This is a genomic window from Pseudomonas sp. DR 5-09 (genome assembly GCF_001655595.1).
GTDB classification, from domain to species: domain Bacteria; phylum Pseudomonadota; class Gammaproteobacteria; order Pseudomonadales; family Pseudomonadaceae; genus Aquipseudomonas; species Aquipseudomonas pharyngis.
Genome location: NZ_CP011566.1, coordinates 766,552 through 790,242, shown reverse-complemented (window position 1 = coordinate 790,242; position 23,691 = coordinate 766,552). Strand labels below are relative to the sequence as shown.

Genomic DNA, 23,691 nt, shown 5'->3' with positions numbered 1-23,691 from the left:
GTTCGAAACTCCGCACCTCGCCCCTCGCGGCGACCCTGGATCAGCAGACAGGGCAACACTGAGCTGGCAACCCTGAACCCAACTTTCAGAGGAGCCGGCCACAATGCCTGCGACCCGTATCTGGTTAAAAAATCCCCTCGCCATTTTCACGGCCAACGGTCTCGATGCCCGTGGCGGTCTGGTCCTGCAAGACGGTGTGATCACCGAAGTGCTCGGTGCCGGCCAGCAACCTTCCGCGCCATGCAATGAAGTGTTCGACGCCCGTGAACACGTGATCCTGCCGGGCCTGATCAACACCCATCACCACTTCTATCAGACCCTGACCCGCGCCTGGGCGCCGGTGGTCAATCAGCCGTTGTTCCCGTGGCTGAAAACCCTGTACCCGGTCTGGGCGCGCCTGACGCCTGAAAAGCTCGCCCTCGCCAGCAAAGTCGCGCTGGCCGAGTTGCTGTTGTCGGGTTGCACCACCGCTGCCGATCACCATTACCTGTTCCCGGATGGCCTGGAAAACGCCATCGACGTGCAGGTCGAAACCGTGCGCGAACTGGGCATGCGCGCCATGCTCACCCGTGGTTCGATGAGCCTCGGCGAGAAGGACGGCGGTCTGCCTCCGCAGCAGACCGTGCAGGAAGGCCAGGTAATTCTCGACGACAGTCAGCGCCTGATTCACGAGTACCACGAACGTGGCGACGGCGCGCAAATCCAGATCGCTCTGGCGCCGTGCTCGCCGTTCTCGGTGACCGCGGAAATCATGTCCGCCAGCGCCGAACTGGCGAACAAACTCGATGTGCGCCTGCACACTCACCTCGCCGAAACCCTCGACGAAGAAGACTTTTGCCTGCAACGCTTCGGCCTGCGCACGGTGGATTATCTGGACAGCGTCGGCTGGCTCGGCCCACGCACCTGGCTGGCTCACGGCATCCATTTCAACCCCGACGAAATCGCCCGTCTCGGCGCGGCCGGCACCGGTATCTGCCATTGCCCGAGCTCGAACATGCGTCTGGCGTCCGGCATCTGCCCGAGTATCGATCTGACCGATGCCGGCGCGTTGTTCGGTATCGGTGTGGATGGCTCGGCGTCCAACGATGCCTCGAACATGATCCTCGAAGCGCGTCAGGCCCTGTACATCCAGCGCTTGCGTTACGGCGCCGAGAAGATCACTCCGGAACGTGTGCTGGGCTGGGCGACCAAGGGTTCGGCGAGCCTGCTGGGTCGCACCGACATCGGTGAACTGGCGGTCGGCAAGCAGGCGGATCTGGCGTTGTTCAAGCTCGATGAGTTGCGCTTCTCCGGCAGCCATGACCCGATCTCGGCGTTGCTGTTGTGCGGTGCGGACCGGGCGGATCGCGTGATGGTCGGCGGCAAGTGGCGCGTGGTTGACGGGCAGGTTGAAGGGCTGGATCTCAAAGGCCTGATTGCCGATCACAGCCAGGCGGCTCGGCAGTTGATTGCCGGTAACTGATCCAAGCGGAAGTCTGAATGTGGGAGCGGGCTTGCTCCCACATTTGGTTTTGTGATCGGCTCAGAGACCAAGCAACGACAGCATGATGAACGTCGCAAACAGCACAAAGTGGGTCATGCCCTCGATGGCATTGGTCTCGCCGTCATTGAGGTTGATCGCGCTGACGATCAGCGTGATAAAGATCATCACCGTCTGCACCGGGGTCATCGCCATCTGAAACGGCTGCCCCGTATAGAGCGCCATCGCCTCCATCACCGGCACCGTCAGGATCACCGTCGACAACGAAGCGCCCATCGCAATGTTGACCACCGACTGCATACGGTTAGCCAACGCCGCGCGTAACGCGGTCAGAATCTCCGGCGCCGCGGAAATCGCTGCCACCAGAATCGCCGTGATCACCGGTGGTGCGCCCGTCCCTTCCAGGCCCAGATCGAGGGTCTTGGACATCACCTCGGCCAGTGCGCCGATCACCACCACACCGAACACCAGAATGCCGATCGACAGCGCCAGGCTGACCGGTTTCGGCTCCTGTTCCACGGGCTCTTTCTTGCGACGTTTGTCCGGGTAGCTGTAGCTGAAAAAGTAACTGTGCGGCCCGACCTGCATGCGCAGGAACAACGCATAAAGCACCACCATCGCGCCGATGGTGAAGGCCGAATAGATTTTCCAGTTGGCCTCGGGAATGAACTCCGGCACCACCATCGACACGCCCATGGCGGTGAGAATCATCACGCTGTAACTGCGGGCCGAATCGTCGTTGTAGGACTGCTCGCCATGCTTGATCCCGCCCATCAGCGCGGCGAGGCCGAGGATGCCGTTGATGTCGAGCATCACCGCCGAATAGATCGTGTCGCGTACCAATGTCGGCGAGGCTTCGTTGCTCATCATGATCGCCAGGATCACCACTTCCACCAGCACGGCGGCGAGGGTCAGGATCATCGTGCCGTACGGATCGCCGACTTTTTCCGCGAGCAGTTCAGCCTGATGGGCAACGCGCATCGAGGCGGCGACGATGAAGGCGATCAGCACCAGCCCGGCCGTCAGCGCGACAAACTGGCCACTGTGCAGCAGCCAGTGCTCCAGCGGATACGCAACACAGGTGGCGATGACGGCCAACAGCAGAAAGCTTTCTTGCTTGAGGATCGTGAGCATGGCGAGCCTTTTGGCGCAGGGGTTCGAATGAGCTACTGACTGCGGGGTGGCGCTAATGGTTCGTTACACCTTAGCGCACCACGGAATGGCAGCTGGTTCGGCAGGTGCACTTTATTGGCCTGGACCGGCCCCATCGCGAGCAGGCTCGCTCCCACAGGTGAAGGTGTTGCCACGTGGGAGCGGGCTTGCTCGCGAAGGCCTCGCCGCGATTTCGACTCGATTTGTTGTCCGCTTGGTCAGCCTTTTGCATTGCCCTCCCCACACACAACAAAAGGGAGTTCGCGTTCATGCAAAAACGTCCACTGCAAACACTGCTGTGCATCGCCATGGGCCTTGGCCTCAGCCTGAGCGCCAGTGCCGCCGATCCACTGAAAGTCGGCTTCGTCTACATCGGCCCCATCGGCGACCACGGCTGGACGTATCAGCATGAACAGGGGCGCAAGGCGCTGGCGGAAAAACTCGGCACGCAGATCACCACCAATTACGTGGAAAACGTCGCCGAAGGCGCCGACGCCGAGCGGGTGATCCGCAACATGGCCAAGGACAATTACGACCTGATCTTCACCACCTCTTTCGGCTACATGAACCCGACGGTGAAAGTCGCCAAACAGTTTCCCAAGGTGACCTTCGAACACGCCACCGGCTACAAGCAGGACAAGAATCTCGGCACCTATCTCGCGCGTACGTATGAGGGCCGTTACGTCGGTGGTTTCCTCGCGGCGAAGATGACCAAGAGCAAAAAAATCGGCTACGTCGCCTCGTTCCCGATCCCCGAAGTGATCCGCGACATCAACGCCATTCAACTGGCCTTGAACAAGTACAACCCCGGTACCGAAATCAAAGTGGTGTGGGTCAACTCGTGGTTCGACCCGGGCAAGGAGGCCGACGCGGCCAACGCGCTGATCGATCAGGGCGTGGACGTGGTGTTCCAGCACACCGACAGCCCGGCGCCGATCCAGGCCGCCGAGCGACGCGGCGTGTACGCCGTGGGCTACGCTTCGGACATGGCGCACTTCGGGCCGAAAGCGGTGCTGACCTCGATCGTCAACGACTGGGCGCCGCACTACATTCAAGCGACCCAGAGCGTGATCGACCACAACTGGAAATCCCAGGACTACTGGGGCGGATTGAAGGAAGGCACGGTCGAACTGCCGATCAGCGACCTGGTGCCGGCACCGGTGAAGGCCGAAGCCGAGCAGATCATCGCCGACATCAAGAGCGGCGCCCTGCAACCGTTCACCGGGCCGATCAAGGATCAGGCCGGCGTCGAGAAAATCCCGGCGGGGGTCAGCGCCACCAACGCCGAACTGGCGTCGATGAATTACTACGTCGAAGGCATGAAGGCCGAGATGCCGAAGTAATACACCTGCCCCTGACCGCTCCTCTGCATGGGAGCGGTCGCTAACGAGCATTCGAAATGAACCAACTCCCGATCATCGACATCTCGCCGCTCTACTCCGACGACCAGAACGCCTGGCCGGCCGTCGCCGAACAGATCGACCACGCTTGCCGCGAATGGGGATTTTTCTACATCAAGGGTCACCCGATTTCTGCGCAGCGCATCGAATCCCTGCTCGATCACGCCCGGCACTTCTTCGCGCTGCCGAGCGCGGAAAAACTCAAGATCGACATCACCCAGACCGTCCATCATCGCGGCTACGGCGCCATCGCCACCGAACAGCTCGACCCGGACAAACCCAGCGATCTCAAGGAAACCTTCGACATGGGCCTGCACCTGCCGGCCGATCATCCCGAGGTGCTGGCAGGAAAACCGTTACGTGGCCCCAACCGTCATCCGGCCATCCCTGGCTGGGAGGCGCTGATGGAGCAGCACTACCTCGACATGCAGGCCCTGGCGCAAACCCTGTTGCGGGCCATGACGTTAGCGCTGGGCATCGAGCGCGACTTCTTCGATACACGCTTCAACGAACCGGTCAGCGTGCTGCGGATGATCCATTACCCACCGCGCCACACCGCCAGTTCCGCCGAACAGCAAGGTGCCGGCGCGCACACCGATTACGGCTGCATCACGCTGCTGTATCAGGACAGCGCCGGCGGCCTGCAGGTGAAGAACGTCAACGGCCAGTGGATCGACGCACCGCCCATCGACGGCACCTTCGTGGTCAACCTCGGCGACATGATGGCGCGCTGGAGCAATGACCGATATCGCTCGACCCCGCACCGGGTGATCAGCCCTCTCGGGGTGGATCGCTACTCGATGCCGTTCTTCGCCGAGCCGCATCCGGATACCCGTATCGAGTGCCTGCCCGGTTGCCAGGACGCACAGCATCCTGCGAAATATCCGACCACCACCTGCGCCGAATTCCTGCTGTCGCGCTTCGCCGATACCTACGCCTATCGACGGGAGCAGGAAGCGGTGTGATGGATCGGTTGGTCAGGTTTTGCCAATTGTTTCGGCGGGCATCTGTAGAATGCCCGCCATTGCACCTGATGAGAAAAGAATATGTACGACTGGCTCAACGCCCTGCCCAAGGCTGAACTGCACCTGCACCTCGAGGGCTCGCTGGAGCCCGAGCTGTTGTTCGCCCTGGCCGAGCGCAACAAGATCGCCCTGCCGTGGAGCGACGTCGAAACCCTGCGCAAGGCTTACGCCTTCAACAACCTGCAGGAATTCCTCGACCTGTATTACCAGGGCGCCGACGTGCTGCGCACCTCCCAGGATTTCTACGACCTGACTTGGGCCTACCTGCTGCGCTGCAAAGAACAGAACGTGATTCACACCGAACCGTTCTTCGATCCGCAGACCCACACCGACCGGGGTATCCCGTTCGAAGTGGTGCTCAACGGTATCGCCGCCGCGCTGAAGGATGGCGAGCAGCAACTGGGCATCACCAGCGGTTTGATCCTGAGTTTCCTGCGCCACCTCAGCGAAGACGAAGCACAGAAAACCCTCGACCAGGCACTGCCGTTCCGTGATGCATTTGTCGCCGTAGGTCTGGACAGCTCCGAGATGGGTCACCCGCCGAGCAAATTCCAACGCGTGTTCGATCGTGCCCGCCACGAAGGTTTCCTGACCGTCGCCCACGCCGGTGAAGAAGGCCCACCGGAATACATCTGGGAAGCCATCGACCTGCTGAAAATCCAGCGTATCGACCATGGCGTGCGCGCCATCGAAGACGAGCGCCTGATGCAGCGGATCATCGACGAGCAGATCCCGCTGACCGTGTGCCCGCTGTCGAACACCAAGCTCTGCGTGTTCGATCACATGTCCCAGCACAACATCCTCGACATGCTTGAGCGCGGCGTGAAAGTCACGGTGAACTCCGATGACCCGGCGTACTTCGGTGGTTACGTGACCGAGAACTTCCATGCGCTGCACACCCACCTGGGCATGACTCAGGATCAGGCCAAGCGTCTGGCGCAGAACAGCCTGGATGCGCGCCTGGTAAAACCATAAAGAGCAATACAAAAACTGTGGGAGATTCTATGTTGCAGGGGAACCCTGCAACCTTAAATTGGGTTGGTATTCGCTCTGATTTTTCATGAGGGCGAATGCCACCCGGCAAAGCTTACGGGCGAGGATGACCAAGGCCTGGGTTCTGGCTAGACCTCTTGCCAGATAGGATTCATAGAACGGTTTCCAAACAGGGGACCGACAAGCTGCCATAGCTGCATTGTGTGCAAGACGCCGTAATTCCCCGTCACCTTTTTTGCTCAAGTGGCGAGGACTGTGTTTCTTGCCTGAGTCCTTTGCCTTCAAATCCATTCCCAGAAAGGCGATGAACGCATCGGCGCTGGCGAACTCACCTCGCATGTACGTAGTTGCCAGTCCCGTTGCCGTGAGTTCACCAATCCCTTCAATCGCTTTGCAGCGTCTGATGTTTTCGCTAATGCCGGCCTCTTGGCTGACTTTGCGAAGTAATTCCTGAATGGCCTGATCAAGCTGTTTGAAATGCTCCAACCCATGGGCCAAAAGATCTTCAAGGAGAGGTTCGTTTGACCAGCTCAGCATGATACTGACTCGGGCCTTCATCAGCTGCGCACGCTTGTTAAGCAGACTTTTCAACACCGTGTAGTGCCGTGGTGGTGGGCTCCAGACCCGCAGCCGGTGCTGTTCACTGGTTAGATAACGCGCCAGAAGACGTGCATCACAAGGGTCGGTTTTTGCACGCTGACCGATGCTTTCGCGGTAATGGCTCACCCGGTAAGGGTCCACGACGTAAACCCGATGCCCCATACCATGGGCCAGTTCGGCCGTATCCAGGTGGTAGAGATTAGTGGCTTCCAGGGAAATCGAGCTTTGTGCGGGCAGGGTCTTCAGCCAACGACCTATAGACGTACGGTCGTTGTTGATGACCTGAATGTTTTTCAGATCTTCGCGATAAGCGACGATTTCGGCTTTGGCCACATCGACACCAATCACCGTTGGCGAGGTAAGGATTGTCATGACGAATCCTCGGAGCTAGGGTTTAAGAGCTTGTCGGGGTCTACCGTAGCGCTGGCTTGCCTCTATCGTCGGTTTTACCGATGAATTCCTTATCGGCGCTTTAGGTAGAAAGGGCGGGACGAGAAGTCTCCCACGGTCCGTACTGGCTAGAGTCGGAATCGAGCTTTTAGTCCCGCCCACCCCTTCAAGTCTAAACATACAAGCGGGCTTGCCCGCGATGAGGCCATCACTTCCAACATCAATGTTGACTGACGGTCCGCCATCGCGGGCAAGCCCGCTCCCACAGGGTGCTGTATTCAGCTGAGCATCTCGGTTTCAGTCAGCTCTTCCAGCGTCTTGCCCCGGGTCTCCATCCCGAACAGCCACACCACCCCCGCCGCAATCGCAAAGCACAGCGCCCCCAGCGCAAACACCCCACCCTGCCCGGTGATCGGGAACACCAGCCCGGTGACCAACGGCCCGAGCAGCGAACCCACGCGCCCGATGGCCGAGGCGAACCCCGAGCCCGTCGCCCGCGCCGAGGTCGGGTACAGTTCCGGCGTGTAGGTGTAGAGCACCGCCCACATACCGAACAGGAAAAACTGCATCAACAGCCCCGTACCGATCAGCAGCGCCACGTTGCCGCCGAACACTGCGCTCTGCCCGTATAGAAACGCCATCACCCCGCCGCCGAGTAGCGTGACGATGCACACCGGCTTGCGTCCCCAGCGCTCCACCAGCCAGGCCGCCATCAGGAAACCGGGAATCCCGCCGAGGGAAATCAGCACCGTGTAATACACCGACTGGGTGACCGCAAACCCCGACTGTTGCAGCAGCGCGCTGAGCCAGGAGGTCAGGCCGTAGAAGCCGAGCAGCGCGAAGAACCAAAGGCTCCAGATCATCGTCGTGCGCCGGCGATACTGCGGAGACCAGATCTGTTTGAGCGCCGAAAGGAAATGGCCCGGCGGGGTCACGCTACGTGGCAGACGAACCGGCGCCGGCAATGCAGCACCGCCCAGCGATGCCCGTACCCGCGCCTCGATGCCGCACAAAACCTTGTCCGCTGCGTCGTGTTTGCCGGCCTGTTCCAGCCAGCGCGGCGACTCGGGAATGAAAAAGCGGATCGCCAGCACGAACACCGCCGGCACCGCCAGTACCAGAAAGATGTCGCGCCAGCCAATCAACGGCAGCAGGAAATACGACAGCACGCCCGCCGCGACAAAACCCAGCGGCCAGAAACCGTCCATCAGGGCGATGTAGCGACCCCGACGCTGAGCAGGAATCAATTCCGACAACATCGACTGAGCAATCGGAAACTCCATGCCCATGCCGACTCCCAGCAGGATGCGAAACAGCGTCAGGCTTTCGACCGTCTGCGCCGTGGAGCACAGGTAACTGGCCAGCCCCCACAGGACGATGCTCCACTGGAACACCGGTTTTCGGCCGAATCGATCAGCCAGCATCCCGGACAGCGACGCCCCCAGCACCATGCCGAAAAAGCTCGAACTGGCCAGCAGACCAGCCTCGGCGCTGCTCAGGCCGAACTCGGCTTTGATCGAGCCGAGCAGGAAGGTCATCATCGCCAGATCCATGGAGTCGAAGAAAAACGCCAGGGCGATGATGATGAAGATGATCCGGTGATAACCGCTGACTGGCAGGCGCTCCAGTCGATCTGCCGCGCTGTAGTTTCCCGTGTCCATGCCACCTCCTCAATCCGAAAAGTCCCCGGATCGAGTGTGCGCGATAGCGGTTGCGCGCCTGTGCCAGATGCGACTTGTTCGCAGCCGTTGGCGACGTTCAGGAGTACATCGGTGGAAGAAAGCGCTCTATAACGCCATTTCCAGCTCGGTCTCACAGGCAAATCGATGAATTTCCCGCTGGCCCGCCGCCGTCAGTTGCAAAGCACGGGAATCCTTGGGCAGCACCAGCCAGCCCGACTGCATGAACAGCTGCAACAACGCAGCCCCCAGCGAGCCTCCCATGTGCGGACGACGCTCGCTCCAGTCCGGGCAAGCACACGCCACCTGGGCGTTGCGGTGAGCCAGGGCCTGGATGTAAACGCCGCGCCCGGCCAGTTGTGTCGAGCCTTTGTGCGTCACGACCACCCGGTTTTCAAGCTGCTCGATCCAGCCGGCGTCAAGCAGCCGCTGGTACAGATCGGCGGCCAGCGTGCCCCCGAGATGATCGTCGCAAAACCGCGCGCGCAGCAGTGACGACGGCGCGGCCTGGGGTCTGACGACCGGCGAGGCACGCTTGAACACGTCGGGGATTTCTCGCGGGGCGCTGGCCAGGGTGGCACTGGCCAGCGCCTCGATGGCCGCACCGATTTCAGGAGCCGCCAGACGAAAGAAGCGTTTGCGTCCGCGCGCCTCGACCTTCAACAGACCGCCAGCGGACAAGCGCCCCAGATGCGCACTGGCTGACGAAGGCGAAAGCCCGGCCAGCAACGCCAGCTCCTCGGTCTGCCGCGCCGAGCCATCCATCAACGCCCACATCATTGCGCTGCGTTTGGGATCGGCCAGCAACGTGGCGATCTGGCTGATGCAAGGTGCATGTTCCATGTATTCACTCCCTGTTGAATCGTATCGTCTACTGCTCATAGACATCTTGACCAGTAATCAGTCGTCGGCCAAGACGCGCAAAGTGCCTTGAGCCGAGGCACTTTGCGCGCCGCAGCGAGGAAACCGCAGTACTGTCGCGACCCTCGTTCCTGCCCCGCCGGTTCCGGTCTGATCGTTCTCTTGCCGGCCTGTCGGTGCGGGCTTCAGGCGGTCGCTAGTATAAGCGGGTTGCTCGCTGCGTCCTGCGCCGGAGTGGCCGTGGCTGGTGATTGTTCCTGAGAGAAATTTCGCTATTTACCTGCGACTAATGATCGGTCTCCAAGAAAACGGGAAATCGGCTACTCAATTCAGCGCAACGACTGGCGAGCATTTCCCTCAGAAGGTTCACTGGCTTACTCAATTGTGCGCGATGGGCGCACAGCAGATTCAGCGGAGCGCGTTCACAGAGCAGCTCCGGCAACAGCACTTTCAGTCGCCCCGCCAGTACATCACCGGCCACATCAAGCCACGACTTATATGCGATCCCCGCGCCAGCCACCGCCCACAGACGCACCACATCGGCATCATCACTGAAGCGATCGCCACTGACGGTCAGGCTGACCTCGCGCTTGCCGTCATGAAAACTCCAGTGGTCATGCACCCGGCCACCGAGCATGTACAGCAGGCAGTTGTGCTGCGCGAGCTGTTCCAGATGCAGCGGCTCGCCGTGCCGCGCCAGGTAGAGCGGCGAAGCGCACAGTACCCGTCGGTTGTGCGGGGCAATCGGCAATGCCACCAGACTCGAATCCTCCGGCTCGCCGTAGCGCAAGGCGATGTCCACCGGCTGGCGAAACAGGTCGGCGATGCGGTCACCCAGCAGCAGTCGCACCGTCAGCTTCGGATGTTCGCGTTGAAATTCATCGAGCCACGGCAACAGCAGGTTGCGACCGAAGTCCGAAGGCGCCGACAGTTGCAGAATGCCGCTGACCTGGTCCTGCCCGCTGGCCAGCAGGCGGCGCCCCTCATCCAGGTTGCTCAACGCAGCGCGGGCGTATTCGAGAAACCCTTCACCTTCGGCCGTCAGCCGCAGACTGCGGGTGGAGCGTGCCAACAGGCGCGCGCCCAGTTGCTGCTCGATCCGCTTGAGCGCGGCACTGGCCACCGCGGCGGACATGTCCATCACCCGCGCCGCCGCCGACAGGCTGCCCAGATCCGCCGCCCGGACAAACAACTGCAAGTCATCGAAACGCAGCATCCTCAGCCTCGATTATCAAAAAAACATTGAAAGAGACTGCTCTTTTAGCCGGTTTTATCTCGGGCAGAAATAGCCAATCATGCCTTCCATCGAATTCATCCCGTCCCGGAGTCGAACATGTCCCAGCCTTTCACCGCTATTGCCACCCTGATCGCCCGACCTGGCCAGCAGGACGCTCTCGAACAGCACCTGCGCGCCCTGATCGAACCGACCCGCGCCGAAGCGGGTTGCGGTCAGTACGAACTGCATCAGGACCTGGCCAATCCACTGGCCTTCTACATGATCGAACAGTGGGCCAGCGACGAAGCCTTGCAAGCCCACGATGCCAGCGCGCATATCCAGCATTTCCGCAGCCAGGCCGAGGCGTTCCTCGAACACTTCGAACTCAAGCGCCTGCGCGTCATCGCCTGAAACCTTCCTATATTCACTTTCGGAGTTCTCCATGAAAGCTATCGCCTATTACGCCTCGCTCCCGATCAGCGACGAAAAATCCCTGCAAGACATCGAACTGCCAGAACCGGTAGCCGGCCCCCGCGACCTGCTGGTGGAAGTCAAAGCGATTTCAGTCAACCCGGTCGACACCAAGGTTCGCCAGAACGTCGCGCCGGAAGGCGGCGCCGCCAAGGTACTGGGCTGGGACGTGGCCGGTGTGGTCAAGGCCGTCGGAAGTGAAGTGACCCTGTTCAAGGCCGGCGACAAGGTGTTCTACGCCGGCTCCATTGCCCGGGCCGGTGGCAACAGCGAATTGCACGTCGTCGATGAGCGGATTGTCGGCCACATGCCGAAAACCCTCGGCTTCGCCGAAGCTGCCGCCTTGCCGCTGACCGCCATTACGGCGTGGGAATTGTTGTTCGAACGCCTGCAGATTCGCGAAGGCAACACTGACGAAGGCCAGAGCCTGCTGATCGTCGGCGCGGCCGGCGGCGTTGGTTCGATCCTCACCCAACTGGCCAGCCAGTTGACCGGACTCAAGGTGATCGGCACCGCCTCCCGCCCGGAGACCCGCGACTGGGTGACCGAGCTGGGCGCCGACGTTGTGATCGATCACAGCCAGCCGTTGAGCGAAGAACTGAAACGCGCCGGTGTGGCCCACGTGACCCACGTCGCCAGCCTGACCCAGACCGAACAGCATCTGGACCAACTGGTCGAGGCTCTGGCGCCGCAAGGCAAACTGGCGCTGATCGACGATCCGAAAGCGCTGGACGTAACCAAGCTCAAGCGCAAGAGCCTGTCACTGCACTGGGAGTTCATGTACACCCGCTCGCTGTTCGAAACGCCGGACATGATCGAGCAGCACAAACTGCTCAATCGAGTGGCCGGGCTGATCGACAGCGGCACCTTGAAAACCACGGTCGGCGAGCACTTCGGCACGATCAACGCGAGCAACCTGCGCCGCGCCCATGAATTGCTGGAAAGCGGCAAGGCCAAGGGGAAAATTGTTTTAGAAGGTTTCTAAAACCCGCAAGGCCGCAGCCTTCTCCAGCCTCCGATGTGGCTGGCTCGGGGGCTGCGGTGTTTTTTTGCCGTCAGTCAGATGCTTGACCCTTGTCACAATTGCGATCGTATTCAGGACTACAATCGAGTCCTCTGCGATGCAATCTTTTACGTACGGGAGGTCAGCAATGAAGATCCTGATAAAAGAAGTGGCAAAGTCCCAATGGCAAGTTCGTCTTGACCAGCACGCCGTGACCTTCCGCAGTGAGGCCGAAGCGCTGGCCTTCACCCGCACCCTCGAAGCGCGTCTGCAGGCGCCCCATCAGATTCCCGATCACGGCCAGCAGCGCGCTGTCGGCTGAGGCTTTCGTTTCAGTTTTCAGCCTGCGCCTTTGCCAGCGCCCGGGCATTCTGGATGCGCCGGGTGAGCATCGCTGCGCACACCACCAGCAAACCACACAGGCTGATGACCATGGCCATCGGCACGGCGGTGCCATCGTGCAGGATCCCCACCAGCGCCGAGGCCCCTGCAGCGACGCTGAACTGCAGGCTACCGAGCAACGCTGAAGCACTGCCGGCGCGACCGCCCTGCCCGTTCATCGCACACGCCGCCGCATTGGGGCTGATGCAGCCAAGGCTGGCCACGCAGATGAACAAGGGAATCAGCAATGGCCACAGGGACTCGGTGTGCAAGGCGCTGACCGCGAGCAGCGTCAGCCCGGCACCCAGGTAAACCCAGACCGCCCGTGACAGCAGAAAGGCCGGACCGCGCTTGGCCAGCAGGCGCGCATTGACCTGTGCGACCAGAATGAACCCGGCCGCGTTGGTGCCGAACAGCCAGCCGAAATGCTCGGCCGGCACGCCGTACAGTTTGATGAATATGAAAGGGGAACCGGCGATGTAGGCAAACATCCCGGCGATGGCGATACCGCCGGTCAGGGCATGGCCCATGTAGACCGGATCCGCCAGTAGCCGACCGTACTGACGCAGGGCGCCGGACAACGGCTGGCGCGGAACATGCGCCGGCAGACTTTCCGGCAGGCCGAGGGCCACGGCCAGTCCGGCCAGGGCACTGAATCCGGTCAGCACCAGGAAAATCGACTGCCACCCCGTGGTGTTGACCAGCAGACCGCCGAGCATCGGCGCCAGAATCGGTGCCAGCCCCATCACCAGCATCAGCTGCGAGAACACTTTCGCCGAACCCACCGCGTCGCACTTGTCGCTGACCACCGCCCGGGCAATCACCATCCCCGCACAACCGCCCAGCGCCTGCACCAACCGTGCCGCGATGAGCCACTCCAGATTCGGCGCATAGGCGCAGGCCACTGACGCCAGCGTGAACAGCGTCAGACCGATCAGCAACGGAATCCGCCGGCCGAAGCGATCCGCCAACGGCCCGTAAGCCAGTTGACCGATGGACAGGCCGAAGAAGTAAGCCGACAGCGTCAGCTGGACGTGTTTCTCGTCGGTGCCGAACGCCAGCGCCATAGTGGGAAACGCGGGTAGATAGAAGTCGATCGCCAACGGACCGAAAGCGGTCAGGGCACCGAGAATCAGAAGGGTACGGAAGTTCATCAGGCGTCCAGGTCGGGCGGGCAGTTGAGTTGAGTGCAGCCCGACAGTCTAGCTGCGCGAGGACGCCTTGAACATTCCGGTAGCTCGCTAACTATTAAAAAGATCAGGCGAGTTTGATGGCGTAGCCTTCTTCGCTGATCGCCTCGATCACCTGCTCGGCGCTCAGCGCACTTTCGACGCCGACTTCCTTCGCCGCCAGATCGACCCGCACGCTGGCGGCCGGATCCTTGCTCTGCACCGCCTGGGTGACGGCCTTGACACAGTGACCGCAGGACATGCCTTCAACAGTGAACACTTGCATGGAATGACTCCTTTGAGTGAGGTTGCCGGCAGTTTCAGGCTTGCCACGATGGCAAGGTCAAGTTCTGCAAAAAACTGCCGGGCTGGCAATCGGCGCCGCGCTCGGCCAAGCTGCACGCATCAATGACATGAATTCAGGAGATTCAGCCATGCGCTGGTCAGCTTTCAGCCTGTTTGGCTTACTCAGCCTCTTTGCCGCGATCCCTTCGGTGCAAGCCGCCGGGGAAGATTACGGGGTGCTGATCATTTCCCGCGAGCGCCTGGAAGTGGCGACCTCCTGCGAAATCGGCGTGTACATCCAGGATCAGCTGTCTGCGCGCCTGTTTCAGGAGCAAAGCACGTCGTTCAACCTGCCGCCGGGCAATGTCTCGCTGCGCCTGAAACTGCTGCCGGGGCAAATGCCGGGTTGCAACCCGGGCATGCTCGCGCCGGGCTCGCAGGAGATCAGACTGCATGCCGGCGACATCCTGAAATTCCGCATCGCGATGAACCAGGAAGGCATGTACCTCAAGCCGACCGGCCTCGGCTACTGACGCTTTCGGATTGGCGCTTGACCTTGCCAGCATGGCAAGGTTGATCCTGTAGGCATCTTCTACAGGGAGTACGACCGATGTCCGATTCCATCACCTTCGATCTGCCCATCAGCGGCATGACCTGCGCCAGTTGCGCCGGCCGTGTCGAGCGGGCGTTGAGCAAAGTCAGCGGCGCCAGTGCCGTCAGTGTCAACCTCGCCACCGAACAGGCCCGGGTGCAGGCCCCCGGCGACAGCCTGCCGGCGCTGATGGAAGCAGTCGAACGCGCCGGTTACAGCGTGCCGCAGCGGACCCTGGAATTGAACATCGACGGCATGACCTGCGCCTCCTGCGTCGGTCGTGTCGAGCGCGCTCTGAACAAGGTTGCGGGGGTGAAAAGCGTCAGCGTCAACCTCGCCAATGAACGCGCTCATCTCGAATTGCTCGGCGCGGTCGACCCGCAAACCCTGATCGCCGCCGTGAGCAAGGCCGGTTATTCGGCCAGCCTCTTCGAACTCGAACATCCTCAATCCGACAATCGTCAACAGCGCCTGAACCATGAGCGCTGGGCACTGATCTGCGCCATCGCCCTCGCCTTGCCGCTGGTGCTGCCGATGCTGCTGCAACCGTTCGGCATTCACTGGATGCTGCCGGCCTGGGCGCAATTCGCCCTCGCGACCCCGGTGCAGTTCATTTTCGGTGCGCGGTTTTATCTGGCGGCGTGGAAAGCCGTACGCGCCGGGGCCGGCAACATGGATTTGCTGGTGGCATTGGGCACGAGCGCCGGTTATGGCTTGAGTCTCTACGAATGGGCCACCGCCGACGGGCGCATGCCGCATCTGTATTTCGAAGCCTCGGCAGTGGTCATCGCTCTGGTGCTGCTCGGCAAATACCTGGAAAGCCGTGCCAAACGCCAGACCGCCAGCGCCATCCGCGCACTGGAAGCGTTGCGCCCGGAACGGGCAATTCAAGTCATCGATGGTCGCGAACAGGACGTCGCCATCAGCGCCCTGCGTCTTGGCGATCGGGTTTTGGTCAAACCCGGTGAACGTTTCCCGGTGGACGGCGAAGTGCTGGAAGGCCAGAGCCACGCCGACGAAGCACTGATCAGCGGCGAGAGCCTGCCGGTACCCAAACAACCGGGCGACAAGGTCACCGGCGGTGCGATCAACGGCGAAGGCCGCTTACTGGTAAGCACTACGGCGCTCGGTGCGGAAAGCGTACTGGCGCGGATTATCCGTCTGGTGGAGGACGCCCAGGCCGCGAAAGCTCCGATCCAGAAACTGGTGGATAAGGTCAGTCAGGTGTTCGTACCGACCGTGTTGCTGCTGGCCCTGGCCACGCTGATCGGCTGGTGGCTGTACGGCGCGCCGCTGGAAACCGCGTTGATCAACGCCGTCGCGGTACTGGTGATCGCCTGCCCGTGTGCCCTCGGTCTGGCGACACCGACCGCGATCATGGCCGGCACCGGCGTGGCCGCCCGCCACGGGATTCTGATCAAGGACGCCGAGGCACTGGAACGTGCCCATGAAGTCAGCGCCGTGGTGTTCGACAAGACCGGCACCCTGACCTCCGGCACGCCGCGCATCGCGCATTTCAGCGCGATCGACGGTGATGAAAACGCCCTGCTGACAGCGGCCGGCGCACTGCAACGCGGCAGCGAACATCCGCTGGCCAAAGCGGTGCTGGATGCCTGTGCCGAACGCCGTCTGAGCGTGCCGGATGTCAGCGACAGCCAGTCCCTGACCGGGCGCGGCATCGCCGGCAGCCTCGACGGCCGGCGCCTGGCGCTGGGCAACCGGCGCTTGCTGGAAGAAAGCGGTCTGAATGCCGGAGACCTGAGCGAGTCCGCCAAGGCCTGGGAAACCGAAGGCCGCACGCTGTCCTGGCTGATCGAGCAAAGCCCGGAACCTCGCGTGCTCGGTCTGTTCGCCTTCGGCGACACCCTCAAGCCCGGCGCGCTGCACGCGGTGCAACAACTGGCGGCCCAGCACATCCACAGCCACCTGCTGACCGGCGACAACCGCGGCAGCGCCCGGGTGGTGGCCGAAGCGCTGGGCATCGAAAATGTCCACGCCGAAGTGCTGCCGGCGGAAAAAGCCGCCACTGTCGCCGAGCTGAAAAAAACCGGGGTCGTGGCCATGGTCGGTGACGGCATCAACGACGCACCGGCGCTGGCCGCCGCCGACATCGGTATCGCCATGGGTGGCGGCACCGACGTGGCCATGCACGCCGCCGGCATCACCCTGATGCGCGGCGATCCACGGCTGGTGCCCGCAGCGCTGGAGATCAGCCGCAAGACCTACGCGAAGATCCGCCAGAACCTGTTCTGGGCCTTCGTCTACAACCTGATCGGCATTCCGCTGGCGGCGTTCGGCTTTCTCAATCCGGTGTTGGCCGGTGCGGCGATGGCCCTGTCGAGCGTCAGCGTGGTGAGCAATGCGCTACTGTTGAAAACCTGGAAACCCGAGGATCTGGAGGACAACCGATGAACATCGGCCAAGCGGCCCGCCACAGTGGCCTGAGCGCAAAGATGATCCGTTATTACGAGTCGATCGGTCTGCTCAAGGCTGCTCATCGCACCGACAGCGGCTATCGCGTCTACGGCGACGATGACCTGCACACACTGGCATTCATCAAGCGCTCGCGGGATCTGGGTTTTTCGCTGGAGGAAGTCGGCAAGCTGCTGACCCTCTGGCAGGATCGCCAGCGCGCCAGCGCCGATGTGAAGGCCCTGGCCCGCCAGCACATCGACGAGCTGAATCAGAAGATCCGCGAACTCGGCGAACTGCGCGACACTCTGCAGGATCTGGTCGAGCACTGCCACGGCGACCATCGCCCGGACTGTCCGATCCTCAAGGAACTGGCGTCGGGCTGCTGCGCGCAACCCGCGCGCGCCTGAGCAGCAGGATTTTCATCGACAGCACTGTGGCGAGGGGAATGCCGTGGAACAGCAGCACCACGGCACCCGGCGCCCACCACGCATAGAACGGTGCGGCGATCAGCATGCCGACGCCGAACCCGGTCATCTGCAACAGCGTCAGGAAGCTGAAGATCGGCAGGCGCAAAGGCTCCGGCTCCCGTTGCAGCCGTGACATCAGGCCGACTTCCGAAAACCCGTCACCCAATCCGGCCGGCAGCGAAAACAGCAACAGACCGACGACGCTGTGCTGCTGGAACATCAGGATGAAACCGCAGGACATCAGCAGCACGCCGCCGAAATAGCGGCGCTCCAGATGAATGTTTTCCGAGCCGTTCAGGCGACTGGCGATCCGCGCGCCGAGCAGTTTGCCGACGGCCCACACTGCGAGCATCAGGCCCAGCGTGGTGCTGGCCGAGTCCGGTGTCAGCAGTTTGGAAATGATCGGAAAACCGACGTTGTGCGCAGCGCTGCCAAGGGTGTCGGCCATTGTCACCGCCAGCATCGCGGCCACCACCGGGGCACTGCGCAGACCTTGCAACAATGCCGACCACTCACCCTGTTTAGTGCTGGATTCGGCCACCGGCTCCGGTGCACTGAACCGCAGCGGCGCAATCAACACTGCCGCCAACAGATAGGTCACCGCATTCAGCGCAAACACCGTTTCAAAACCAAACCCCGCAACCAGCAACCCGGACACCAGACTGCCGCCAACCATCGCCATGGACGAGGCGGATGTGATCCAGGCATTGGTCTTGAGCAACTGCGCCGGCTCGATCAAGCGCGGCAACTGGCTGTTTAGGCCGATGGCGAACATCGAATTGCCAAAGCCCAGGCCGAACGCAATCAGCGGCAGCCACAACGCTTGCTGGCTGACCGGGACGATCAGCAACAATCCAAGCACGGCAGCGCGCAGCAGATCGAAAGTAATCAACGGCAGACGGCCACTGCATCGACGATAAAACGCGGTGCCGATCAGGCTGGCAAAAATCCCGCCCCCCACGCGACTGGCGAGAAAGATCCCCACGCTCATCGCGCTGTTGCTCAGCAGGTAGACATAAGTGGCCAGCGCAACCATGTTGAGGAACGCGCCGAAATCGGAGATCAGCCGCGCCGTGATGATCAGCCGGGCATTGCGGGAAGTGCTGGTCACAATCAATCCTTGAATGTGTAAAACCCGGCCGAAGCCGGGTTTTGTTTTTCAGATGCTCACTGCATCCACGGTGGTGGCGGAGGTTCGTCGGACTTGCCCTTGGGCTCGTCGTCCGCCGCGCGGATGGCTTGCTTGCGCTCCTCATCCAGACGCGCCGCTTCGATCTCGCGCAGCACCCCGCCGACATCGGCCAGGTCCTCGGGATCGTCGAACTCGCCGGTCAGCACGCTGGCCGGGTGCAGCGTACCCGCCTCGTACAACGCCCACATTTCCTTGGCGTATTTGGTTTTCTTCAACTCCGGGGCGAAGCGGCCGAAGTACGACGCCATGTTGCCGACGTCACGCTCCAGCATGCTGAACGCATGGTTGTTGCCCGCCGCGTCCACCGCTTGCGGCAGGTCGATGATGACCGGCCCCGTCGGCGTCAGCAGCACGTTGAACTCCGAGAGGTCACCGTGCACCAGACCGGTACACAACATCAGCACGATCTGCGAAATCAGGAACGCGTGATACTCGCGGGCCTGATCCGGCTCCAGCACCACGTCGTTCAGACGCGGCGCGGCATCGCCGTATTCATCGGCCACCAGTTCCATCAGCAGCACGCCTTCGAGGAAGTCGTACGGCTTGGGCACTCGCACCCCGGCGTTGGCCAGACGGAACAGCGCCGCGACTTCGGCGTTCTGCCAGGCGTCTTCGGCTTCCTTGCGCCCGAACTTGGAACCCTTGGCCATCGCCCGGGCCTGTCGGCTGTTGCGAACCTTGCGGCCTTCCTGATACTCGGCCGCCTGGCGGAAACTGCGTTTGTTCGCCTCCTTGTAGACCTTTGCGCAACGTAACTGATTGCCGCAGCGCACCACATAAACAGCTGCTTCTTTGCCACTCATGAGTGGACGCAGCACTTCGTCGACCAGACCGTCCTCGATCAGGGGTTCAATGCGTTTTGGAGTCTTCATCAGCTTTTATTGTGGGTCCTTTATTACCAAACACGCGAATGTCATTCGTTATACGGCAATCCTCGCATCGCGGGGAGGGGTTGCCGACCTGTGAACCTGTGGATGCACACACTGTGCCGGATAAATCAGGTCAATTCGCCTCTTTATCGACCGCTTCGAATCATAGCCGAGGCCGGCGAATTTATAGGCGCCAGGACTTGAGGGCATTTGCGACAGAATCTGACATCCAACTGAACAGATCTCGTAAGAATTTTCTCCCAAGACCTCAATTTCCCCCTTCATCAGCCGAATTCCTCTGAGACAGAGGAACTTGTCCGACAATCGTTCCAAAAAAAACTTCGATGTCGCACCCAGGGAAACGGGTGAGAGATAGGTTTCTCGGCTGCCAATAACCGCGAGTCATCTGCACTGCGTGGGCCTACAAGAAAATCTGGAGCGCGGATGAACATCAAACAGAAGTTGACCTGGGCGTTTGCAATCATCGCCTGCTTGCCCGTGGTGCTGGTCGCCACGCTGGTGGTACTGAACCTGCGCAGCGATGCCCGGGACGATTTTGTCGACAGCAGCGGGCGCGAGATCCGTCAGGTCAGCAATGCCATGCAGCTGTTTTTCGACGGCATCAGCCAGAACGTCGATTACCTGGCGGCGCAGCCGCTGGTGAAGAACGCCGACGGCAGCGTGCGCAGCCGCATGAGCGCCAACGCCGCCGATACCTCCGATGGCGAGATCGACAAGCAACTGTTTGCACTGTTCGAGGGGCTGGCCAAATCCCACCCGGCCTACTCCTACGTCTCCTATGGATTGAACAGCGGCGGCTATGCCTTCTGGCCGGGCGATCCGAAGATGGCCAACTACGACCCGCGCACCCGCCCCTGGTACAAGACGGCCATGGCCAACCCGGGCAAGACCCTGCGCACCGAGGCCTATTACTGGGCCGGCGACGACGCGGTTCTGGTCAGCACCGTGCGGGCGGTCGCCAACCAGTTGGGCGCCCAGGGTGGCGTGGTCAACATTGACGTGTCGCTCAAGCAACTGACCGAGATCGTCAAACAGATCAAGCTCGGTGAAAGCGGTTACCTGATGCTGATGGAAAACACCGGCACGGTGCTGGTCGACCCGAAACAACCGGAGCACAACTTCAAACGACTCGACAGCCTCGGCGACGGCTACGCGCAACTGGCCAAGGCCGGCAAAGGCCTGGTTGACATTGAGCTCAACGGCGAGCGTTACATGGCCAATGTCTGGCCCTCGGAGCAACTGGGCTGGACCTTCATCGGCCTGATCAAACAGAACGAAGTGATGAGTTCCGCCACCCAACTGACTTGGCTGATCGCGATCATTGCGGCCGTGCTGGCGGTGTTTTTCGCGGTGGTCGGTGCCAGTTTCGCCAGCCTGATCGTGCGGCCGATCCGCAGCGTGGCCAGTGGTCTGGAAGGCATCGCCCAAGGCGAAGGCGACCTGACCAAGAGCCTCGATATCCGTGGCAGCGACGAAACCGCGCAACTGGCCAACTGGTTCAACCAATTCCTTACCGCGATCCGCAGCCTGATCCAGCATATCGGTGGCGCGGCTGGAAAAATCCTCGCCACTTCGCAGAGCTCGACCCGGGTCTCCGGCGACATGGCCGAAGCCGCCGGACGCCAGCGCGAAGCGGTGGACATGGTCTCGACCGCGTTCCACGAAATGGTCGCCACCGCCAACGAAGTCGCCCGCTCGTGCAGCCAGGCGGCGGAGTCTGCCGACAGCGGCCAGCGCCAGGCTCGCGAAGGCCAGCAGCAGATCGATGCGGCGGTGCACAGCGTCGATCAACTGAGCCAGGAGCTGGAGCAATCGGCGCAGTCGATGCAGCAACTGGAGCGCGACAGCAACGACATCCAGTCGATCCTCGGCACCATCCGCTCCATCGCCGAACAGACCAACCTGCTAGCGCTCAACGCGGCCATCGAAGCGGCGCGGGCCGGTGAGCAGGGTCGTGGTTTTGCGGTGGTGGCCGATGAGGTTCGCGCACTGGCCAAACGCACGGCGGATTCGACGGCGGAAATCGACGGGCTGCTGGGCAACCTGGCCAAACGCACCAGCGCGGTAACCCAGCAGATGCGCGCCAGTCTTGATGTGTCGCAGCAATCGGTTGCGCGCATTGGTGAGGCGCGGGAGAGCTTTGGGCAGATCCGTGAGTCGGTGGATGTGATTCGCGACATGAACACGCAGATCGCCACGGCCGCTGAAGAGCAGCATCAGGTGGCTGAGGACATCAATCGGCACATCAGCCAGATTCATGGTGATGCGCAGTTGGTGGCGGAGCTGGCGAATTCGGCGCGGCTGGATTCACAGAGTCTGGCGGGGCTGTCGAATGAGCTGGATGGGTTGGTGCGGCGGTTCCGTACTTGAGATTGGCGGGCAACCTGAAAAGCGCCCTCACCCCAGCCCTCTCCCGGGGGGAGAGGGAGCCGACCGAGGTGTCTTACGTCATACATCGACCTGAAAGATCGAGTCGATTATGGATTCAACAACGTTCTTTCAGGTCGGCGTACTTCTGAAGCATCCCCCAATCAGTCCCCTCTCCCTCCGGGAGAGGGTTAGGGTGAGGGCAAGCTTTTGCTCTTCTAGCGCTCGATGATCGCCGTCACACCCTGTCCACCAGCCGCACAAATCGAAATCAACCCCCGCCCCTGCCCCGCCGCATCCAGCAACTTCGCCAGGTTCGCCACAATCCTCCCGCCCGTCGCGGCAAACGGATGCCCCGCCGCCAGCGAGCTGCCCTTGACGTTCAAACGGCTGCGATCAATCGATCCCAGCGGCGCGTCCAGCCCCAACCGGGTCTTGCAGTACTCCGGATCCTCCCAGGCTTTTAACGTGCACAACACTTGCGCGGCAAATGCCTCGTGGATTTCGTAGTAGTCGAAATCCTGCAAGGTCAGTCCATTGCGCGCCAGCAAGCGTGGCACGGCATAGACCGGCGCCATCAGCAGCCCTTCGGCACCGTTGACGAAATCCACCGCCGCCGCTTCGCCGTCCCGCAGGTACGCAAGGATCGGCAGACCACGTTCCCTCGCCCACTCCTCGCTGCCCAGCAATACCACCGACGCGCCATCGGTCAGCGGCGTGGAGTTGCCGGCGGTCAAGGTGCCTTTGGCGCTTTTCTCGAAGGCCGGTTTCAGGGTCGCGAGTTTTTCCAGGGTCAGGTCCGGGCGCAGGTTGTTGTCGCGGGTCAGGCCGAGGAACGGGGTCATCAGGTCGTTGTGCCAGCCTTCGCTGTAGGACGCCGCCAGTTTGTGGTGGCTTTCGAAGGCCAGTTGATCCTGTTCCTCGCGGGGGATGTTCCAGGTCTGCGCCATCAATTCGCAGTGCTCGCCCATCGACAGGCCGGTGCGCGGTTCGCCGTTGCGCGGGAAGTCGGGGATCAGGTGTTTCGGGCGTAATTGCAGAAAGGTCTTGAGCTTGTCGCCGGTGGTCTTGGCGCGGTTGGCTTGCAGGAGGATCTTGCGCAGGCCTTCGCTGACGCTGATCGGCGCGTCCGACGTCGTGTCGACGCCGCCAGCAATGCCGCAATCGATCTGGCCGAGGGCGATCTTGTTCGCCACCAGCAGCGCCGCTTCCAGGCCGGTGCCGCAGGCCTGCTGGATGTCATAGGCCGGGGTGGCCGGCGACAGCCGCGAGCCGAGCACGCATTCGCGGGTCAGGTTCATATCCCGTGACAATTTCAGCACCGCCCCTGCGACCACTTCGCCGATGCGCTGGCCGTGCAGGTTGTAGCGTTCGATCAGGCCTTCGAGAGCGGCGGTGAGCATCACCTGATTGCTGGCGGTGGCGTAGGGCCCGTTGGAGCGGGCGAACGGAATGCGGTTGCCACCAATGATCGCGACGCGGCGCAGCTGACTCATGAAATGCTCCTTGTGAAATTCTGAATTGAAAAACGATCCCTGTGGGAGCGAGCCTGCTCGCGATGGCTGACTGTCAGGCGCCAGCATGTTGAGGCTGACGACGCCTTCGCGAGCAGGCTCGCTCCCACAAGGTCCGCATTTATCTGCAAGACCTGCTAAACCTCAGT

21 protein-coding genes and 1 pseudogene are annotated in these 23,691 nt (G+C 61.7%); 12 read left to right on the top strand and 10 right to left on the bottom strand.

Features of this window, described 5'->3' with window-relative positions; translation table 11 throughout:
• Window positions 1-103 precede the first annotated feature (103 nt).
• Window positions 104-1,462, top strand: a complete 1,359-nt coding sequence (locus PDR5_RS03440; RefSeq protein ID WP_064593281.1) for an 8-oxoguanine deaminase — start codon at window positions 104-106, stop codon at window positions 1,460-1,462.
• 60 nt (window positions 1,463-1,522) lie between these two features.
• Here PDR5_RS03440 and PDR5_RS03435 read toward each other — a convergent pair whose 3' ends face one another.
• Entirely contained in the window at window positions 1,523-2,614 is a 1,092-nt protein-coding gene (locus tag PDR5_RS03435) for a calcium:proton antiporter (RefSeq protein ID WP_064593280.1), read from the bottom strand.
• A gap of 287 nt (window positions 2,615-2,901) precedes the next feature.
• Between PDR5_RS03435 and PDR5_RS03430 the strand changes: the two genes are divergently transcribed.
• The 3 genes from PDR5_RS03430 (at window position 2,902) to PDR5_RS03420 (ending at window position 6,032) form a co-directional block, all read left to right on the top strand.
• Window positions 2,902-3,975: a BMP family ABC transporter substrate-binding protein gene (locus PDR5_RS03430; protein ID WP_064593279.1), complete on the top strand. Its 1,074-nt coding sequence runs from the start codon at window positions 2,902-2,904 to the stop codon at window positions 3,973-3,975.
• A 56-nt stretch (window positions 3,976-4,031) separates the two neighbouring features.
• Window positions 4,032-4,997: a 2-oxoglutarate and iron-dependent oxygenase domain-containing protein gene (locus PDR5_RS03425; RefSeq protein ID WP_064593278.1), complete on the top strand. Its 966-nt coding sequence runs from the start codon at window positions 4,032-4,034 to the stop codon at window positions 4,995-4,997.
• Between the two features lie 81 nt (window positions 4,998-5,078).
• A complete protein-coding gene (locus PDR5_RS03420) occupies window positions 5,079-6,032 on the top strand; it encodes an adenosine deaminase (protein ID WP_007958502.1) in 954 nt (317 codons plus the stop codon).
• 27 nt (window positions 6,033-6,059) lie between these two features.
• Here PDR5_RS03420 and PDR5_RS03415 read toward each other — a convergent pair whose 3' ends face one another.
• From PDR5_RS03415 to PDR5_RS03400, 4 genes are all read right to left on the bottom strand, one after another.
• Window positions 6,060-7,022 carry an IS110 family transposase gene (locus PDR5_RS03415; RefSeq protein ID WP_064592530.1) on the bottom strand — a complete coding sequence of 321 codons (963 nt, stop codon included), beginning with the start codon at window positions 7,020-7,022 and terminating at the stop codon, window positions 6,060-6,062.
• Window positions 7,023-7,318: 296 nt separating this feature from the next.
• Window positions 7,319-8,701 (bottom strand): MFS transporter, encoded by a 1,383-nt coding sequence (locus PDR5_RS03410; RefSeq protein WP_064593277.1) that lies wholly within the window; start codon window positions 8,699-8,701, stop codon window positions 7,319-7,321.
• Between the two features lie 126 nt (window positions 8,702-8,827).
• Window positions 8,828-9,562 (bottom strand): ArsR/SmtB family transcription factor, encoded by a 735-nt coding sequence (locus tag PDR5_RS03405; RefSeq protein ID WP_064593276.1) that lies wholly within the window; start codon window positions 9,560-9,562, stop codon window positions 8,828-8,830.
• Window positions 9,563-9,866: 304 nt separating this feature from the next.
• Window positions 9,867-10,796 (bottom strand): LysR family transcriptional regulator, encoded by a 930-nt coding sequence (locus tag PDR5_RS03400; RefSeq protein ID WP_064593275.1) that lies wholly within the window; start codon window positions 10,794-10,796, stop codon window positions 9,867-9,869.
• 117 nt (window positions 10,797-10,913) lie between these two features.
• Between PDR5_RS03400 and PDR5_RS03395 the strand changes: the two genes are divergently transcribed.
• From PDR5_RS03395 to PDR5_RS29800, 3 genes are all read left to right on the top strand, one after another.
• Window positions 10,914-11,207: a putative quinol monooxygenase gene (locus PDR5_RS03395; protein WP_011332308.1), complete on the top strand. Its 294-nt coding sequence runs from the start codon at window positions 10,914-10,916 to the stop codon at window positions 11,205-11,207.
• Between the two features lie 31 nt (window positions 11,208-11,238).
• Complete coding sequence (locus PDR5_RS03390; RefSeq protein ID WP_064593274.1) at window positions 11,239-12,252, top strand: zinc-binding alcohol dehydrogenase family protein; 1,014 nt, start codon at window positions 11,239-11,241, stop codon at window positions 12,250-12,252.
• 166 nt (window positions 12,253-12,418) lie between these two features.
• Window positions 12,419-12,592 carry a hypothetical protein gene (locus PDR5_RS29800; RefSeq protein WP_172829468.1) on the top strand — a complete coding sequence of 58 codons (174 nt, stop codon included), beginning with the start codon at window positions 12,419-12,421 and terminating at the stop codon, window positions 12,590-12,592.
• 10 nt (window positions 12,593-12,602) lie between these two features.
• On the opposite strand, the gene PDR5_RS03385 is transcribed toward PDR5_RS29800, so the two are convergent.
• Both PDR5_RS03385 and PDR5_RS03380 read right to left on the bottom strand, forming a co-directional pair.
• Window positions 12,603-13,805: a multidrug effflux MFS transporter gene (locus PDR5_RS03385; RefSeq protein WP_064593273.1), complete on the bottom strand. Its 1,203-nt coding sequence runs from the start codon at window positions 13,803-13,805 to the stop codon at window positions 12,603-12,605.
• Between the two features lie 103 nt (window positions 13,806-13,908).
• Window positions 13,909-14,106 carry a heavy-metal-associated domain-containing protein gene (locus tag PDR5_RS03380; protein ID WP_007958490.1) on the bottom strand — a complete coding sequence of 66 codons (198 nt, stop codon included), beginning with the start codon at window positions 14,104-14,106 and terminating at the stop codon, window positions 13,909-13,911.
• A 148-nt stretch (window positions 14,107-14,254) separates the two neighbouring features.
• Between PDR5_RS03380 and PDR5_RS03375 the strand changes: the two genes are divergently transcribed.
• The 3 genes from PDR5_RS03375 (at window position 14,255) to cueR (ending at window position 17,519) form a co-directional block, all read left to right on the top strand.
• Window positions 14,255-14,638, top strand: a complete 384-nt coding sequence (locus PDR5_RS03375; protein WP_064593272.1) for a hypothetical protein — start codon at window positions 14,255-14,257, stop codon at window positions 14,636-14,638.
• 77 nt (window positions 14,639-14,715) lie between these two features.
• The gene (locus PDR5_RS03370) at window positions 14,716-17,109 is read left to right on the top strand and encodes a heavy metal translocating P-type ATPase (protein WP_064593271.1); all 2,394 of its coding nucleotides are present in this window, start codon (window positions 14,716-14,718) and stop codon (window positions 17,107-17,109) included.
• On the top strand, window positions 17,106-17,519 hold the full coding sequence (gene cueR / locus PDR5_RS03365) for a Cu(I)-responsive transcriptional regulator (RefSeq protein WP_007958485.1): 414 nt from the start codon (window positions 17,106-17,108) through the stop codon (window positions 17,517-17,519). The genes PDR5_RS03370 and cueR overlap by 4 nt, the downstream gene beginning before the upstream one ends.
• Here the strand turns inward: cueR and PDR5_RS03360 are convergent.
• Window positions 17,473-18,690, bottom strand: a complete 1,218-nt coding sequence (locus PDR5_RS03360; protein WP_064593270.1) for an MFS transporter — start codon at window positions 18,688-18,690, stop codon at window positions 17,473-17,475. The genes cueR and PDR5_RS03360 overlap by 47 nt on opposite strands.
• A 56-nt stretch (window positions 18,691-18,746) precedes the next feature.
• A complete protein-coding gene (locus tag PDR5_RS03355; RefSeq protein WP_011332300.1) occupies window positions 18,747-19,643 on the bottom strand; it encodes a PA4780 family RIO1-like protein kinase in 897 nt (298 codons plus the stop codon).
• A gap of 441 nt (window positions 19,644-20,084) precedes the next feature.
• On the opposite strand from PDR5_RS03355, the pseudogene PDR5_RS30410 reads away from it, so the two are divergent.
• Together PDR5_RS30410 and PDR5_RS30405 are read left to right on the top strand one after the other, a co-directional pair.
• A pseudogene (locus PDR5_RS30410) lies at window positions 20,085-21,173 on the top strand (cache domain-containing protein); the annotation flags it as partial.
• Between the two features lie 90 nt (window positions 21,174-21,263).
• Entirely contained in the window at window positions 21,264-22,031 is a 768-nt protein-coding gene (locus tag PDR5_RS30405; RefSeq protein ID WP_371850984.1) for a methyl-accepting chemotaxis protein, read from the top strand.
• 215 nt (window positions 22,032-22,246) lie between these two features.
• Here PDR5_RS30405 and PDR5_RS03345 read toward each other — a convergent pair whose 3' ends face one another.
• Window positions 22,247-23,524 (bottom strand): acetyl-CoA C-acetyltransferase, encoded by a 1,278-nt coding sequence (locus tag PDR5_RS03345; protein WP_064593268.1) that lies wholly within the window; start codon window positions 23,522-23,524, stop codon window positions 22,247-22,249.
• Between the last annotated feature and the right edge of the window lie 167 nt (window positions 23,525-23,691).

Excerpts from the sequence above, each read along its gene's own strand:
- PDR5_RS29800 (WP_172829468.1), top strand. The coding sequence starts at position 12,419 with ATGAAGATCCTGATAAAAGAAGTGGCAAAGTCCCAATGGCAAGTTCGT.
- PDR5_RS30405 (WP_371850984.1), top strand. The coding sequence starts at position 21,264 with ATGGCCGAAGCCGCCGGACGCCAGCGCGAAGCGGTGGACATGGTCTCG.
- PDR5_RS03400 (WP_064593275.1), bottom strand. The coding sequence starts at position 10,796 with ATGCTGCGTTTCGATGACTTGCAGTTGTTTGTCCGGGCGGCGGATCTG.
- PDR5_RS03370 (WP_064593271.1), top strand. The coding sequence starts at position 14,716 with ATGTCCGATTCCATCACCTTCGATCTGCCCATCAGCGGCATGACCTGC.
- PDR5_RS03425 (WP_064593278.1), top strand. The coding sequence starts at position 4,032 with ATGAACCAACTCCCGATCATCGACATCTCGCCGCTCTACTCCGACGAC.
- PDR5_RS03345 (WP_064593268.1), bottom strand. The coding sequence starts at position 23,524 with ATGAGTCAGCTGCGCCGCGTCGCGATCATTGGTGGCAACCGCATTCCG.
- PDR5_RS03405 (WP_064593276.1), bottom strand. The coding sequence starts at position 9,562 with ATGGAACATGCACCTTGCATCAGCCAGATCGCCACGTTGCTGGCCGAT.
- PDR5_RS03415 (WP_064592530.1), bottom strand. The coding sequence starts at position 7,022 with ATGACAATCCTTACCTCGCCAACGGTGATTGGTGTCGATGTGGCCAAA.
- PDR5_RS03420 (WP_007958502.1), top strand. The coding sequence starts at position 5,079 with ATGTACGACTGGCTCAACGCCCTGCCCAAGGCTGAACTGCACCTGCAC.
- PDR5_RS03355 (WP_011332300.1), bottom strand. The coding sequence starts at position 19,643 with ATGAAGACTCCAAAACGCATTGAACCCCTGATCGAGGACGGTCTGGTC.
- PDR5_RS03375 (WP_064593272.1), top strand. The coding sequence starts at position 14,255 with ATGCGCTGGTCAGCTTTCAGCCTGTTTGGCTTACTCAGCCTCTTTGCC.
- PDR5_RS03410 (WP_064593277.1), bottom strand. The coding sequence starts at position 8,701 with ATGGACACGGGAAACTACAGCGCGGCAGATCGACTGGAGCGCCTGCCA.
- cueR (WP_007958485.1), top strand. The coding sequence starts at position 17,106 with ATGAACATCGGCCAAGCGGCCCGCCACAGTGGCCTGAGCGCAAAGATG.
- PDR5_RS03435 (WP_064593280.1), bottom strand. The coding sequence starts at position 2,614 with ATGCTCACGATCCTCAAGCAAGAAAGCTTTCTGCTGTTGGCCGTCATC.
- PDR5_RS03380 (WP_007958490.1), bottom strand. The coding sequence starts at position 14,106 with ATGCAAGTGTTCACTGTTGAAGGCATGTCCTGCGGTCACTGTGTCAAG.
- PDR5_RS03395 (WP_011332308.1), top strand. The coding sequence starts at position 10,914 with ATGTCCCAGCCTTTCACCGCTATTGCCACCCTGATCGCCCGACCTGGC.
- PDR5_RS03385 (WP_064593273.1), bottom strand. The coding sequence starts at position 13,805 with ATGAACTTCCGTACCCTTCTGATTCTCGGTGCCCTGACCGCTTTCGGT.
- PDR5_RS03390 (WP_064593274.1), top strand. The coding sequence starts at position 11,239 with ATGAAAGCTATCGCCTATTACGCCTCGCTCCCGATCAGCGACGAAAAA.
- PDR5_RS03440 (WP_064593281.1), top strand. The coding sequence starts at position 104 with ATGCCTGCGACCCGTATCTGGTTAAAAAATCCCCTCGCCATTTTCACG.
- PDR5_RS03430 (WP_064593279.1), top strand. The coding sequence starts at position 2,902 with ATGCAAAAACGTCCACTGCAAACACTGCTGTGCATCGCCATGGGCCTT.